The 14,640-nt window shown below is 60.4% G+C and carries 10 protein-coding genes; 9 read left to right on the top strand and 1 reads right to left on the bottom strand.

The features are described 5' to 3' along the window. Positions 1–207 precede the first annotated feature (207 nt). Positions 208–1,332, bottom strand: coding sequence for a polysaccharide deacetylase family protein (locus JMN22_RS05210; RefSeq protein WP_030139645.1), 1,125 nt, complete (start codon positions 1,330–1,332; stop codon positions 208–210). Between the two features lie 354 nt (positions 1,333–1,686). Between JMN22_RS05210 and yaaA the strand changes: the two genes are divergently transcribed. The 9 genes from yaaA (at position 1,687) to JMN22_RS05165 (ending at position 14,598) form a co-directional block, all read left to right on the top strand. Further along, a complete protein-coding gene (yaaA, locus tag JMN22_RS05205; protein WP_198796591.1) occupies positions 1,687–2,466 on the top strand; it encodes a peroxide stress protein YaaA in 780 nt (259 codons plus the stop codon). A gap of 810 nt (positions 2,467–3,276) precedes the next feature. Beyond that, a complete protein-coding gene (locus JMN22_RS05200) occupies positions 3,277–4,593 on the top strand; it encodes a nucleotide sugar dehydrogenase (RefSeq protein ID WP_030139647.1) in 1,317 nt (438 codons plus the stop codon). A gap of 100 nt (positions 4,594–4,693) precedes the next feature. Continuing rightward, positions 4,694–6,175 carry a mannuronan synthase gene (alg8, locus tag JMN22_RS05195; protein WP_407682753.1) on the top strand — a complete coding sequence of 494 codons (1,482 nt, stop codon included), beginning with the start codon at positions 4,694–4,696 and terminating at the stop codon, positions 6,173–6,175. A 35-nt stretch (positions 6,176–6,210) separates the two neighbouring features. Then, entirely contained in the window at positions 6,211–7,380 is a 1,170-nt protein-coding gene (locus JMN22_RS05190; RefSeq protein ID WP_030139649.1) for an alginate biosynthesis protein Alg44, read from the top strand. Between the two features lie 15 nt (positions 7,381–7,395). Further along, entirely contained in the window at positions 7,396–8,880 is a 1,485-nt protein-coding gene (algK, locus tag JMN22_RS05185) for an alginate biosynthesis TPR repeat lipoprotein AlgK (RefSeq protein ID WP_033864473.1), read from the top strand. Positions 8,881–8,885: 5 nt separating this feature from the next. Then, positions 8,886–10,370 carry an alginate export family protein gene (locus tag JMN22_RS05180; protein ID WP_198796646.1) on the top strand — a complete coding sequence of 495 codons (1,485 nt, stop codon included), beginning with the start codon at positions 8,886–8,888 and terminating at the stop codon, positions 10,368–10,370. A 26-nt stretch (positions 10,371–10,396) separates the two neighbouring features. Then, positions 10,397–11,986, top strand: coding sequence for a mannuronan 5-epimerase AlgG (gene algG / locus JMN22_RS05175; protein WP_198796592.1), 1,590 nt, complete (start codon positions 10,397–10,399; stop codon positions 11,984–11,986). A gap of 12 nt (positions 11,987–11,998) precedes the next feature. Further along, positions 11,999–13,450, top strand: a complete 1,452-nt coding sequence (locus JMN22_RS05170) for an alginate O-acetyltransferase (protein WP_030139653.1) — start codon at positions 11,999–12,001, stop codon at positions 13,448–13,450. 23 nt (positions 13,451–13,473) lie between these two features. Next, positions 13,474–14,598, top strand: coding sequence for a mannuronate-specific alginate lyase (locus tag JMN22_RS05165; protein WP_030139654.1), 1,125 nt, complete (start codon positions 13,474–13,476; stop codon positions 14,596–14,598). Positions 14,599–14,640 lie beyond the last annotated feature (42 nt).

The raw sequence follows: 14,640 nt of genomic DNA, 5'->3' as shown, positions 1-14,640 counted from the left end.
CTGTGTTGCAGGTTTCGGCGGTCTGTCTTCTTGATACTCCAAAACACATGACAGGAAAAAGCACTTTGACGGTTTTTTGAAGTTTATTTTTCAGAGTGACGAATAACCCTTGGCGTACCGTTGCTGCACCGTTAAAGTCGGAAGTCCGGTCGCCATGAAAGCCCGATCGAATTTACCTCCAGCCCAACGTTTACAGGCCTTTCGCATTCAGCGAAACGCGTCCTGGCAATCTTCCCAACCGATCCCGCTTTGCGCTGTTTGCGCGATGAGCCACGGCATAGCCGTTTTGACCGCATCCTGCTTGGCGTTGAAATTGATTACGCCGTGACGCCACAACAGCATCAGGGTCAGCACACGCTGGGCACTCTGCTCGGGCTTGAGGCGGTTGGTGCTGTCCTGGGGATCGATATCCCACAGCGCCACTTGCAGGCCCTGGTTCCGGAAGAACGACTGCGCGTCACCCCGGCGCTGCCCCTGGGGCGGGCGAAACAGCGGCACGAAATTCTCCGGCAGCTTGCCCTTGACCAGGTCGACACTGCGCCGCACCGAGTCCTGCCAATCCTGCCAGTAACTGTGGGAACGAAACTCCCAACCCTGCACACCGACGCACTGCCCGGAATAGACCGTCTGGAGATCATTGACCGAGCGATCCGCGAGGCGCGCCTGGATGTCCTTGCCCAACACGAAGAACGTCCCGCTCATGTTCGACTTGCGCAGGTAATCTGTCAGCCACGGCGTGTTGTCCGGCGCGACGTTGGCCCCGCTGTCGAAGGTCAACAGGAACAGCCGGTCATTCATCTGCTCGCCGTTGCGCTCGTAATCGCCGAAACGCTCGATTTCGCTGGTGACCTGGGGAAACAGCGCCGCCTTGCGCAGCAGTTCGTCCCGATACCGGGTGTGGAAGATCCGGCTTGGCTCGGCCCACTTGATGTAATACGAGTTGTCGTCGAGCTGAAACCTGCCCGCCTCTTCCCGCAAGGTCGCCATGTTTTCCACCAGATAGCAGAACGACGCGTCCAGTTCGCAGCTTCGCTGGGCAAAGTTGTAGCTGGACAGCAATCGCTGCCACAACCGCGCGCGCAGGGCATTGACCGCCGCCATGTTGACCGTGCGCAGCCCCAGGTATTGCTTGAGGGCGATTTCGTCCATGGCATCGGTGTCCAGCAACACCCGGGCAAACATCAGCACCTCGGCCCGGGAGGCCACATCGAACAGCGTCGGGTTGGTGAGCTGCTCGGGCCAGGTGCTGCGGTCCAGGGTGGCGACGTCATTGGGCGCGGCGATGGCACCGAAACTCAACAACCACACCGACAGTAGAAGGACGATACGCAAAAGGGATGTCTCCATAACGAAACCCGCGCGGCATGATAGCTGATCCTGGTGTGGCACCTCTTCGCAAACTGGCGAATAAGCCTCTGTGGCGAGGGAGCTTGCTGTGGCGAGGGGATTTATCCCCGCTGGGCTGCGCAGCAGCCCCAACAAAGGTGCAACCAATCAGTTCCATCAGGCTGTAGATTTTTCAGGGCTGCTTCGCACCCCAGCGGGGCGGTGCGACGTTTCGCTAAATCCCCTCGCCACACAAAACTCGGCAATTCGCGCCTCACCATCCATCCCCTATCACCCCAATAGCTGGAGTCCACCCGGACAACCCCCTAGAATCGCCGCACCCTCAAAGGAGACGTTTGCATGCTGATGGTGATTTCCCCCGCCAAGACCCTCGACTTCGAAACACCGCCGGCTACCGAGCGCTTCACCCTGCCCCAATACCTGGATCATTCCCAGGAGTTGGTCGAGCAATTGCGTGAACTCTCGCCTGCCCAGATCAGTGAACTGATGCACGTTTCCGACAAGATCGGCGGCCTCAATGCCGCGCGGTTCGGCAGCTGGACCCCGGCGTTCACCCCGGCCAACGCCAAGCAGGCGCTGCTGGCGTTCAAGGGCGACGTTTATACCGGCCTCGACGCACAAAGCCTTGGCGAAGCCGACTTCGACTATGCGCAACAGCACCTGCGCATGCTCTCCGGCCTTTATGGCCTGCTGCGCCCGCTGGACTTGATGCAGCCGTATCGCCTGGAGATGGGCACCAAGTTGGCCAACGCCCGGGGCAAGGACCTGTACGCCTTCTGGGGCACCCGCATCAGTGAATGGCTGAACGAGGCGCTGGCCGACCAGGGCGACGACCTGTTGTTGAACCTGGCCTCCAATGAATACTTCAGCGCAGTCAAACGCAGCGCACTGAAGGCCCGCATCATCGATACCGAGTTCAAGGACCTCAAGAATGGCCAGTACAAGATCATCAGTTTCTACGCCAAAAAAGCCCGAGGCTTGATGAGCCGGTTTGTCATTGAACAACGCATCAACGATCCAACGGCACTCAAGCAATTTGATGTGCAGGGGTATCGCTACAGCGCCGAGCAATCTTCTTCAGACAAGCTGGTTTTCCTGCGCGACCACGCCCCGCAATAACGCAGCGTCATTTCCGGGCCCCGATAAGGGGCCTCGATCAAAGCCGAATTTGTCATCCAACTTCCCCGCCCTATTCGCCACTTTCTTGGCGTCAACAAAACAAACACTCCCCGCGCTAACTTTTCTTTCACTCGACAAATGTCAGATTTTTCCGTAGTGGCACCGATTTTTTTCTTCAGTACTGGCACAAAACTATCTACCCCCTTTAACTCCCCGAAACTAAAGGGCGAAATCGGTGGTGCTATCAATATGAGAGCAGTGCCATCTAGGCAAATATTTCGAAAAATTTCGAAAATCACGATGAGCGGATCGGAACTATGTGAAATTGCACGGCTCATACCACCCGTAACGATTCTCGCCGAGCGTGTACGAGATAACTTACAAGGCACGTCGTCCGAAGTAACGGAGTTGTAACGACAACTTAGCGAAACGGTCGTCTTATTGGATCCACCCTTAAAGGACGGGAGATAACGCACCATTACTATCCCCTACAAGGCCAAGGCTGCGCCCCTATTAACGTGCTCACCCGAGCACCCAACCTTCTGATTTTGTGGGCTTTTTGCCAGGAGTCTGAAGTGAAAGATCTTTTGCACGAGCGTCCCGCCAACGAGGACTGGCTGCATAACAGGGCAGGTCATAACAACTAGGCCGCTTTGCGCACAACTTGAGTGCACTTATTTAGACACTCGGAACTTTGTATGCCTGCACACGGCACTGTGGCGCCTGCATTTCCACACTTCCGAGTGCACGATGACCGCTGAACACTATTAACTCCGGCCATTTAATGGCGTGAAAACAGAGGTAAATGCGATGCGCATTAGCATATTTGGTTTGGGTTACGTCGGTGCAGTATGTGCCGGTTGCCTGTCTGCACGGGGCCATGATGTAGTTGGCGTAGATGTCGCCAAAGACAAGATCGACATGATCAATGCTGGTAAGTCTCCGATCGTTGAACCGGGTCTTGGCGAGCTGTTGGCGCAGGGCATTCAAACGGGTCGGCTGCGCGGCACTACCAACTTCGCCGAAGCCATTCGCGATACTGACCTGTCGATGATTTGCGTTGGCACGCCAAGTAAGAAGAATGGCGACCTGGAACTGAACTACATCGAAGCCGTGTGCCGCGAGATCGGTTTTGTCCTGCGCGACAAGACCACCCGCCACACCATCGTGGTGCGCAGTACCGTACTGCCAGGCACCGTGGCCAATGTGGTCATCCCGATCCTCGAAGACTGCTCCGGCAAGAAAGCCGGCGTCGATTTCGGCGTCGCGGTCAACCCGGAGTTCCTGCGTGAAAGTACCGCGATCAAGGACTACGACCAGCCGCCAATGACCGTCATCGGCGAGTTCGACACCGCCTCGGGCGACGTCCTGCAATCGCTGTACGAAGAGCTCGACGCACCGATCATCCGCAAGGACATCGCCGTTGCCGAGATGATCAAGTACACCTGCAACGTGTGGCACGCCACCAAGGTCACCTTCGCCAACGAGATCGGCAACATTGCCAAGGCCGTCGGCGTCGATGGTCGCGAAGTGATGGACGTGGTCTGCCAGGACAAGGCCCTGAACCTGTCGCAGTACTACATGCGCCCAGGCTTCGCCTTCGGTGGCTCCTGCCTGCCTAAAGACGTGCGCGCCCTGACCTACCGCGCAAGCTCCTTGGACGTGGAAGCGCCGCTGCTCAACTCGCTGATGCGCAGCAACGAATCCCAGGTGCAGAACGCTTTCGACATCGTCTCCAGCCACGACAAGCGCAAAGTCGCCCTGCTGGGCCTGAGCTTCAAGGCCGGTACCGACGACCTGCGTGAAAGCCCACTGGTAGAACTGGCGGAAATGCTGATCGGCAAGGGCTATGACCTGCGCATCTACGACAGCAACGTCGAATACGCCCGTGTCCACGGTGCGAACAAGGATTACATCGAGTCGAAGATTCCTCACGTCTCGTCCTTGCTCAACTCCGACTTCGACGCGGTGATCGACAGCTCCGACATCATCATTCTCGGCAACCGCGACGAGAAGTTCCGTGCGCTGACCGAGAACGTACCGGAAGGCAAGCAGGTCATCGACCTGGTTGGTTTCATGTCCAAGGCCACCTCCCCGAGTGGCCGGACCGAAGGCATCTGCTGGTAAGTCTGTTAGCCGGCCGGGGCTCGCCCTGGCCGGCCTTTCGCCTGCCTTAACCCATCGGGCCGCCCACAAGGCCCGCCCGAGATAGAGACGGATGCAGATTATGCACAGGCTAAAGCACGGCCTGCTTCAGGCCGCCGGTTGGCTGTTTTACTTGAGTTTACTGATGGGCATCGCCATGGCGCTGCCCACGTCCACGTTCGACTCCGAATCCAAGGATTTCATCTTCCTGATCGGCGCCGTGGGCATCTGGCGTTACTCCATGGGCGCGACGCATTTCGTGCGCGGCATGATCTTCCTGTACATCGTCTACCCACACCTGCGCCGCAAGGTACGCAAGCTGGGCAAGGCGGCGGACCCGTCCCACGTGTACCTGATGGTCACCAGTTTCCGCATCGACGCGCTGACCACCGCCCAAGTCTACGGCTCGGTGATTCGCGAAGCCATTGAGTGCGGGCTGCCGACCACCGTGGTCTGCTCCATCGTGGAAATGTCCGATGAACTGCTGGTCAAGAGCCTCTGGGCCCGCATGAACCCGCCGGAGCACGTCAAGCTGGACTTCGTGCGCATCCCCGGCACCGGCAAGCGCGACGGCCTGGCCTACGGCTTCCGCGCCATCTCCCGCCACCTGCCGGACGATCGCGCAGTGGTCGCGGTGATCGATGGCGACACCGTCCTCGCCGAGGGCGTGGTGCGCAAGACCGTGCCGTGGTTCCAGCTGTTCGGCAACGTCGGCGGCCTGACCACCAACGAGTTCTGCGAAGTGCGCGGCGGCTACATCATGAGCGAGTGGCACAAGCTGCGCTTCGCCCAACGCCACATCAACATGTGCTCGATGGCGTTGTCCAAGCGCGTCCTGACCATGACCGGACGCATGTCGGTGTTCCGCGCGACCGTCGTCACCAACCCGGACTTCATCGCCGACGTGGAAAGCGACTCGCTGCAACACTGGCGCCTGGGCCGCTTCAAATTCCTCACCGGCGACGACAAATCGAGCTGGTTCAGCCTGATGCGCCTGGGCTACGACACCTTCTACGTGCCGGATGCGGCGATCAATACGGTCGAGCACCCACCGGAAAAGAGCTTCATCAAGGCGAGTCGCAAGTTGATGTTCCGTTGGTACGGCAACAACCTGCGGCAGAACTCCCGGGCCTTGGGCCTGGGTCTGCGGCGTCTGGGCCTGTTCACTTCGGTGGTGCTGTTCGACCAGCGTGTATCGATGTGGACGTCGCTGCTGGGCCTGACCGTGGCGATCATCGCCAGCTTCAAGTACGGCACCGCGTTCATCCTGGTGTACCTGCTGTGGATCGGCATCACGCGGTTGATCCTGACCTTGCTGCTGTCGTGCTCCGGACACCGGATCGGCCCGGCCTACCCGGCGATTCTCTATTACAACCAGATCGTCGGTGCCCTGGTGAAGATCTACGTGTTCTTCCGCCTTGATCAACAGTCCTGGACCCGCCAGCCCACCCACCTGACCCGTGATCTCGCCAGCTTTCAACGTTGGTTCAACACTTGGTCGTCTCGGACCATGACCTTCTCCGCCGGCAGCATCTTTGTCGCCGTGCTGCTGACGATGGTCTGACCGGACTTGAATGAATTAACTAGGAAATCGCCCCTATGAACACCGCCGTGAATGTCAACGTAGTGCATGAATCCGAAGCCCAACGCCAACACGCCCGGGTCAAAATCCCGGCCAAGTTGCGTTTCTTCGGCCCTGACCGTACGCCCATGGAAGTCAAGGTCCTGGACCTGTCGGCCGGCGGCCTGTGCTTCAACGCCGGCCAACTGCCGCTCAAGGTTGGCGAGACCTACAAGGCTCGCCTGCAGTTCGTGATCGACAACCTCGGCCTGGCCATGGACGTCGAATTGCAGATCCGTTCCTACGACCGCCAGACCGGCCGCACCGGCTGCCAGTTCCAGAACCTGGAGCCGCGGGACATCTCGACACTGCGTCACATCATCACCTCGCACCTGGCCGGCGACATCGTCGGCGTCGGCGATGTGCTGGCGACCCTGCAGCGCGACAACTTCACCAAGGCCCGCAAGCAGAAAGATGACAACGGCGGCATGACTGCCTTCGGTCGCCTGCGCGCCGTGACCTTCAGCCTGGGCGTATTCGTCGTTGGCCTGGCGGCGTTCGGTTTCATCTTCAAGTCGGTGTACGGCATGTACTTCGTCAGCCACGCGCAGGCCGGCATCGTCAACGTACCGGGCATGGCCATCACCATGCCGCGCGACGGCACCGTGCAGAGCCTCGTTAAGGCCGACGGCGTAGCCGCCAAGGGTGCCCCGCTGGCGACCTTCAGCACCAGCATGCTCGACGTGCTCAAGGGCCACCTGGACGACAACCAACTGCAACCAGCCAAGGTCGAGGAATTGTTCGGCAAGCAGATGACCGGCACCCTGACGTCGCCATGCGATTGCATCGTCACCCAGCAACTGGTCTCCAACGGCCAGTACGCGAGCAAGGGTGACGTGATCTTCCAACTGGTACCACGGGGCACCGAGGCCAACGTTGAGGCACGCTTCTCCTATCGCCAGTTCGGCGACGTGCGTCCAGGCACCCCGGTCAGCTTCCAGGTTGCCGGCGAAGACACCACCCGCACCGGCAAGATTGTCAGCAGCACCAGCCTGAAAAGTGCCGACCTGTCCTCCGACATCCGTGTGCTGATCCAACCTGACGAAGCCCTCGACAGCGCGCTGGCCGGCCGTCCGGTGGAAGTCGTCAGCGATCGTGGCCCAAGCCTGAACTGGCTGATCGACAAAGCCATGGCCGTTGGTCTTTAAGTCGAGGATATGCCCGTGACCATTATAAAAATCCTGAACAGCCCACAGACCCTGTGGGAGCGAGCCTGCTCGCGAAAGGATCAACGCGGTCAGGACGATGCGCCGCAAGCTCGTTCCCAAGTGGGAACCCTCTGTGCCTTGGCATTGGCAGTGAGCCTGGCCGGTTGCGCCGGCCTGCCCGACCAACGCCTGGCCAACGAAGCCCTCAAGCGCGGCGACACGGCGTTGGCGCAGCAGAACTATCAGCAACTGGCAGACCTGGGCTACAGCGAAGCCCAGGTCGGCCTGGCCGATATCCAGGTGGACAGCCGCGACCCCGAGCAGATGCGCAAGGCCGAGGCGACCTACCGCGCCGCCGCCGATATCTCGCCGCGCGCCCAGGCTCGCCTGGGTCGCCTGCTGGTGGCCAAGCCCGGCTCCACCGAGGCTGAAAAACACGAAGCCGAAGGCCTGTTGAAAAAAGCCTTCGCCAACGGTGAAGGCAACACCCTGATCCCGCTGGCGATGCTGTATCTGCAATATCCCCACAGCTTCCCGAACGTCAACGCCCAGCAGCAGATCAGCCAATGGCGCAGCGCCGGCTACCCGGAAGCGGGCCTGGCGCAGATCCTGCTCTATCGCACCCAAGGCACTTACGACCAGCACCTGGACGAAGTGGAAAAGGTCTGCAAGGCCGCCCTGGCCACCACCGACATATGCTACGTCGAACTGGCCACGGTCTATCAGAAACGCGGCCAACCGGAACAGCAGGCCGAGCTGATCAAGCAAATGCAAGCCGGTCACGCCCGCGGCGTGGTCTCGGCCCAGCGTGTGGACAGCGTCGCCCGCGTCCTGGCCGATCAAAGCCTGGGCAAGACTGACGAGAAAACCGCCCAGTCGTTGCTCGAAGGCATCGCCCCCGGCAACCCCGCTTCCTGGGTCAGCCTGGCGCAACTGCTCTACGACTTCCCCGAGCTGGGTGACGTCGACAAGATGATGCAATACCTGGAAAACGGCCGCGCCGCCGACCAGCCTCGTGCCGAGCTGTTGCTGGGCAAGCTGTACTACGAAGGCAAGTGGGTACCGGCCGACGCCAAGGTCGCCGAGGCACATTTCCAGAAAGCCGTGGGCCGGGAAGTGGCTGCCGATTACTACCTCGGCCAGATCTATCGCCGTGGTTACCTGGGCCAGGTGTACTCGCAAAAAGCCCTGGACCACCTGCTCAAGGCCGCCCGCAACGGCCAGAACAGCGCTGACTTTGCCATTGCCCAGCTGTTCTCCCAAGGCAAGGGCACCAAGCCCAACCCGGTCAACGCCTACGTGTTCAGCCAGTTGGCCAAGGTGCAAAACACCCCGCAGGCCACCGAGCTTGCCCAGACCCTCGAAGCACAATTACCGCCGGAACAACTTGCACAAGCGCAACGCCTGCTACAACAAGAGCAGGCCATTCGCGGCGCAATGAGCCCCGATACGCTTGAACTGCAAGCCCTAAAAGAAGATGACGGCGAGGAACCTCTATGAAGCTTTTGAAGCTCAATCCTTTTGTGCAGGCTGGTATTGGCCTGTCGTTTGCCCTGCTGTGGTCCTGCCCGACCCTGGCGGCGTTGACCGAAAGCAAGAATTTCGGCCTGGAAGTGAAGATCACCGGCCAGTCTGAAGACGACCGCGACCTGGGCACCCAACACGGTGGCGACGTCAACGGTATCGGCCTGGACCTGCGTCCTTGGGTCTATGGCGAAAGCGGTGACTGGAGCGCCTACGCCATGGCCCAGGCCGTCACGTCCACCGACATCATCGAGACCGACACCCTGCAACAGTCCGATGGCGCTACGCAGGAAACCGACAGCGGCGACCGCGAAGCCAAGAAAAGCTACCTGGCCATGCGCGAATTCTGGATTGGCTACAGCGGGCTGACCCCTTATCCGGGCGAACTCTTGAAATTCGGCCGCCAGCGCCTGCGCAACGACGACGGCCAATGGCGCGACACCAACATCGAAGCCCTGAACTGGACCTTCGACACCACCTTGCTGCGGGCCAACCTCGGCGTGGCCGAGCGTTTCAGCGAATACCGCACCGACCTCAAGGAATTGTCTCCAAAAGACAAGGACCGCCTGCACGTCTATGGCGACGTCGGCTATCAGTGGATGCCAGGCCAGTGGGCCAGTATCCGTGCCCACCACAGCCACGACAGCGGCAGCCTCGACTACCCGACCCCGGGCGAGCCCACCGACACCCTGGACAAGACCCAGAACGGTGACTTGACCTGGCTCGGCCTGGAGGCCACCAGCGACGCCTACAACTGGCGCAACACCAACACCGTCAACTATTGGGCAAGCCTCACCGGCATGACCGGCGACCGCGACACCGTCAACGCGCTGAACGCCGACGGCACGCGCCCGGCGCAAGCCAAGCGCAGTGACGATGTCGACGGCTGGGCCACCGACCTGGGTGTGCGCCTGCGCCTCGATCCGCAATGGCAAGTCGGTGCAGCGTATGCCCGGGCCAGCGAGGACTACGAACAGAACGGCTTGCAAAGCAACCGCTCGAACTTCACCGGCACCCGCTCGCGGGTCCACCGTTTCGGCGAGGCTTTCCGCGGCGAAATGGCCAACACCCAGAGCGCCAGCCTGTTCGGTTCCTGGCAATTGCGCGACGAATACGACGCCAGCCTGGTGTACCACAAGTTCTGGCGCGTGGACGGCAACAAGCCGGTGGGCAGCAACGGCATCAATGCGGTGGAAAACAACACCGACGACGTGACCGGCGCCATCCTGTCGACCTCGTCGTTGCCGCTGCGCGACGGTGACAAGGACCTGGGCCAGGAAGTCGACCTGGTCGTCACCAAATACTTCAAGCAAGGCCTGCTGCCGGCTGCGCTGAGTCAGTCCATCGATGAGCCGTCGGCGCTGGTGCGCTTTCGTGGCGGCGTGTTCAAGCCAGGCGACGCCTACGGCAAAGAGGTCGATTCGTACATGCATCGGGCCTTTGTCGACGTGATCTGGCGCTTCTGATGCAAACGACCATGGGAGTGCCCGATATGAACCGCTACCTCAGGAACAGCCAGGCGATGAAAGGTTCGATCAGCCTGTTGGCCGCAGCGATGCTGCTGGCCGGCTCGTCGGCGTTCGCCAACGTTGAACCGGTGGCCAAGCCGGGCAACGTGGTCAAGGAACTGCAACGCGCCAAGACCTACACCGTCAGCAGCGCGCCGACCGCGCCGCTGGAGCTGGCCACGCCTACCCTGCCCGACCTCAAGGGCTACACCGCCGAAGCGGCTGCAGCCAAGATCGTACGGACCAAGGCAGGCAAGGTCAGCGTTCGACGGATGATGCAAGAAGACGCCTTGAAGGACTTCATCGGCGGCGACAACAAGATGGCCGAGTGGGTGGTGCGCCAGCACGGTATCCCACAGGCCATCTTTCTTGACGACGGCTACATGAACCTCAAGGACCTGGTCAAGAAAGTGCCCAAGTACGTCATCGAGACTTCGCCAGGCGTATACCTGGCGAAGATCCCGATCGTCGTCGGTCGCAAGGGCATCCTCGAGATCGACAAACAGACCCAGGAACTGCGCCTGTCCCAGGAGGGCGGGTCGTTCCTGGTCAACGATGGCCAGATGTTCATCCGCGACACCAAGGTCACCGGCTGGCGCGAAAAGGACAATGGCCCCGCCACGTTCCGCTCGCCCAAGGAGTTCCGTCCGTTCCTGCTGTCCTGGGGCGGCACCGAGACCTACATCGTCAACACCAAGATGGCCAGCTTCGGCTATGCCAACAGTAAGTCGTACGGGGTGAGTATCTCCCAATACACGCCGAACATGGCCAAGGTCCTCAAGCGCCCGGAACCGACCGGCTGGATCATCGGTTCCGAGTTCTCGGACATGTGGTACGGCTTCTACTGCTACGAGACCCGCGACTTTGTCATCAAGGGCAACACCTACAAAGACAACATCGTCTACGGCATCGACCCCCACGACCGTTCGCACCGGCTGATCATCGCCGACAACACCGTCTACGGGACCAAGAAGAAGCACGGGATCATCGTTTCCCGTGAGGTCAACGACAGCTTCATCATCAACAACCGAAGCTACGACAACAAACTCTCGGGCCTGGTGATCGACCGTAACAGCGTGAACAACCTGATCGCCTACAACGAGATCTACAAGAACCACACCGACGGCATCACGCTCTACGAGAGTGCCGACAACCTGTTGTGGGGCAACAAGGTGATCAGCAACCAGCGCCACGGCATCCGGATTCGTAACAGCGTGAACATCCGCCTGTACGAAAACCTGTCCATGGCCAACGGCCTGACCGGTCTGTACGGCCACATCAAGGACCTGTCGGACACCGACCGGGACATCAAGCTCGACCCGTTCGACGCCGAAGTGTCGCTGATCGTGGTCGGTGGCGAACTGGCCGGCAACGGCAGTGGCCCGCTGTCCATCGACTCGCCGTTGAGCGTCGAGCTGTACCGCGTGTCCATGCTCGCGCCGACCAAATCCAGCGGCATCAGCTTCACGGGAATCCTTGGCGAACGCCAGGACGAAATTCTCGACCTGCTGGTGCGCCAGCAAAAAGCCGTGCTGATCGACCCCGTTGAACGCCAGACCGAAATGCGGGACTGAGGAATGACCTTTATGAACCCACAGATGATCAAACTTCTGGGCCTTTCCGCCCTGACTGCCGGCATTCTCGCCGCCGCAAGCGGCGCTCGCGCCGATGAAATCAAGGCACCAACGTTCACTGCCGAACCGTGCTGCAACCTGTGCCCGGCTGCCCACGACGCGAAGAACTACACCACGCGTTACCAACAAAACTTCACCACGCTGGTACAGGCCCAGGGCGACTGGCTGTTCCGTACCCAGGAAGACCTGCGCACGGAGTTCAACACCACGCCGGCCGGCTACAAGCGCATGCAGCAGCTGCACGATGCGTTCAAGAAAAAAGGCGTCGAGCTGGTGATCGTCTACCAGCCGACCCGTGGCCTGGTGAACCGCAACAAACTCAACCCCCAGGAAAAGGCTGCCTTCGACTACGAAAAGGCCCTGACCAACTACAAGTCCATGCTGGGTCGTTTCGCGCAGATGGGTTACGTCGTGCCGGACCTGTCACCGCTGACCAACGAAAACCTGCCCGACACCCTGCCGGCCCACGACTTCTACTTCCGTGGCGACCAGCACTGGACCCCGTACGGTGCCCAGCGCACGGCGAAGATCGTGGCCGAGAAGGTCAAGCAGATCCCGGCCTTCGCCGACATTCCCAAGCGTGAATTCGAAACCAAGAAGTCCGGCCGCATGGGCAAGACCGGCACCCTGCACAACATGGCCGGGCAACTGTGCGGCACCAGCTACGCGATCCAGTACATGGACCAGTTCACCACCGAGCCCAAGGGCGAGGCTGGCGATGGCGACCTGTTCGGCGATTCCGGCAACCCGCAGATCACCCTCGTGGGTACCAGCCACAGCGGCAAGAACTACAACTTCGCCGGTTTCCTGGAAGAAGCCATCGGCGCCGACATCCTCAACGTGGCCTTCCCGGGCGGCGGTTTCGAAGGCGCGATGATCCAGTACCTGGGCAGCGAAGAGTTCCAGAAGAACCCACCGAAGATTCTCATCTGGGAATTCTCGCCGCTGTATCGCCTGGACCAGGAAACCATCTACCGCCAGATGATGGCGCTGCTGGACAACAACGGTTGCGAAGGCAAGCCGGCATTGATGAGCAGCAAGGCCAAGCTCAAGCCGGGCAAGAACGAATTGATGGTCAACAGCAAGAACATGGATCTGCGTAACGGCAGCCACCAGGTCGACATCCAATTCGCCGACACGTCGGTGAAAACCTTGCAAGCCACCCTCTGGTACATGAATGGGCGCCACGAGGACATCAAGATCGAAAAACCGAACACCTCCGAAACCGACGGGCGTTTCGCCTTCCAATTGCGCACCGACGAGGACTGGGCTTCCCAGAACCTCTTGGCTCTAGAAGTCCAAGGGCCTGAAGCCGGCAAGGAGCCATTGCAAGTGGAAGCGAAAGTCTGCAAACGCAACGCATCTCCGCAAGCCGAGCAACAAACGGCTCAAATCGGACAATGAGGTCTCGTCTCATGACCAGAACCATGCGCACCCGAACGTTGAAAACGCTGTTGGCGCCGTCCCTGCTGACCCTGGCGATGTTCGCCGGGGCCACGCAGGCCGCCGCGCCACTACGCCCGCCACAGGGCTACTTCGCACCGATTGAAAAGGTCAAGGAAGGCGACGGCGGCAAGGGCTGCGAAGCCGTGCCGACGCCGTACACCGGCTCGTTGCAGTTTCGCAGCAAGTACGAAGGCTCCGACAAGGCTCGCGCCACGCTGAACGTGCAATCGGAAAAAGCCTTCCGTGACAGCACCGCCGACATCACCAAGATCGAGCGCGGCATCAGCAAGCAAGTCATGCAGTTCATGCGCGACGGTCGCCCCGAGCAACTGGAATGCACCCTGAACTGGCTGACCGCCTGGGCCAAGGCCGATGCGTTGATGTCCAAGGACTTCAACCACACCGGCAAGTCCATGCGCAAATGGGCGCTGGGCAGCATGGCTTCGGCCTATGTCCGCCTGAAGTTCTCCGAGTCGCGCCCGCTGGCAAACCATCAGGACCAGGCGCAATTGATCGAAGCCTGGTTCAGCAAGATGGCCGACCAGGTAGTCAGCGACTGGGACAACCTGCCGCTGGACAAGACCAACAATCACTCGTACTGGGCCGCCTGGTCGGTGATGGCGACGTCCGTGGCGACCAACCGTCGCGACCTGTTCGACTGGGCCGTCAAGGAATACAAGGTCGGTGTCAACCAGATCGATTCCGATGGTTTCCTGCCCAACGAACTCAAGCGCAAGCAACGGGCCCTGTCCTACCACAACTATGCCCTGCCGCCGCTGGCCATGATCGCCAGCTTCGCCCAGGTCAATGGCGTGGACCTGCGCCAGGAAAACAACGGCGCCCTCAAGCGACTGGGTGACCGAGTGCTGGCCGGGGTGAAAGACCCGGACATCTTCGAAGAGAAGAACGGCGAAGAACAGGACATGAAGGATCTGAAGATCGATTCGAAATTCGCCTGGCTCGAACCGTTCTGCAGCCTCTACACCTGCTCCGAAGACGTGCTTGAACGCAAGCACGAAATGCAGCCGTTCAAGACCTTCCGCCTCGGCGGCGACTTGACCCGGGTGTACGACCCTTCGCGGGAGAAAGGCGAGAAAGGAAGCTGACACCGTTCTCCCTGCCTGAAAGGGAACCCTGTGGGAGCGAGC

Source organism: Pseudomonas sp. HB05, from assembly GCF_016756915.1.
Classification (GTDB): Bacteria; Pseudomonadota; Gammaproteobacteria; order Pseudomonadales; family Pseudomonadaceae; genus Aquipseudomonas; species Aquipseudomonas alvandae.
Note: the sequence above shows the minus strand (reverse complement) of the source record. Positions and strands in the feature narration are given on the sequence as shown.

Coding starts and splice junctions, on each gene's coding strand:
- yaaA (WP_198796591.1), top strand. CDS start 1,687: ATGCTGATGGTGATTTCCCCCGCCAAGACCCTCGACTTCGAAACACCG.
- JMN22_RS05200 (WP_030139647.1), top strand. CDS start 3,277: ATGCGCATTAGCATATTTGGTTTGGGTTACGTCGGTGCAGTATGTGCC.
- alg8 (WP_407682753.1), top strand. CDS start 4,694: ATGCACAGGCTAAAGCACGGCCTGCTTCAGGCCGCCGGTTGGCTGTTT.
- JMN22_RS05190 (WP_030139649.1), top strand. CDS start 6,211: ATGAACACCGCCGTGAATGTCAACGTAGTGCATGAATCCGAAGCCCAA.
- algG (WP_198796592.1), top strand. CDS start 10,397: ATGAACCGCTACCTCAGGAACAGCCAGGCGATGAAAGGTTCGATCAGC.
- JMN22_RS05170 (WP_030139653.1), top strand. CDS start 11,999: ATGAACCCACAGATGATCAAACTTCTGGGCCTTTCCGCCCTGACTGCC.
- JMN22_RS05165 (WP_030139654.1), top strand. CDS start 13,474: ATGCGCACCCGAACGTTGAAAACGCTGTTGGCGCCGTCCCTGCTGACC.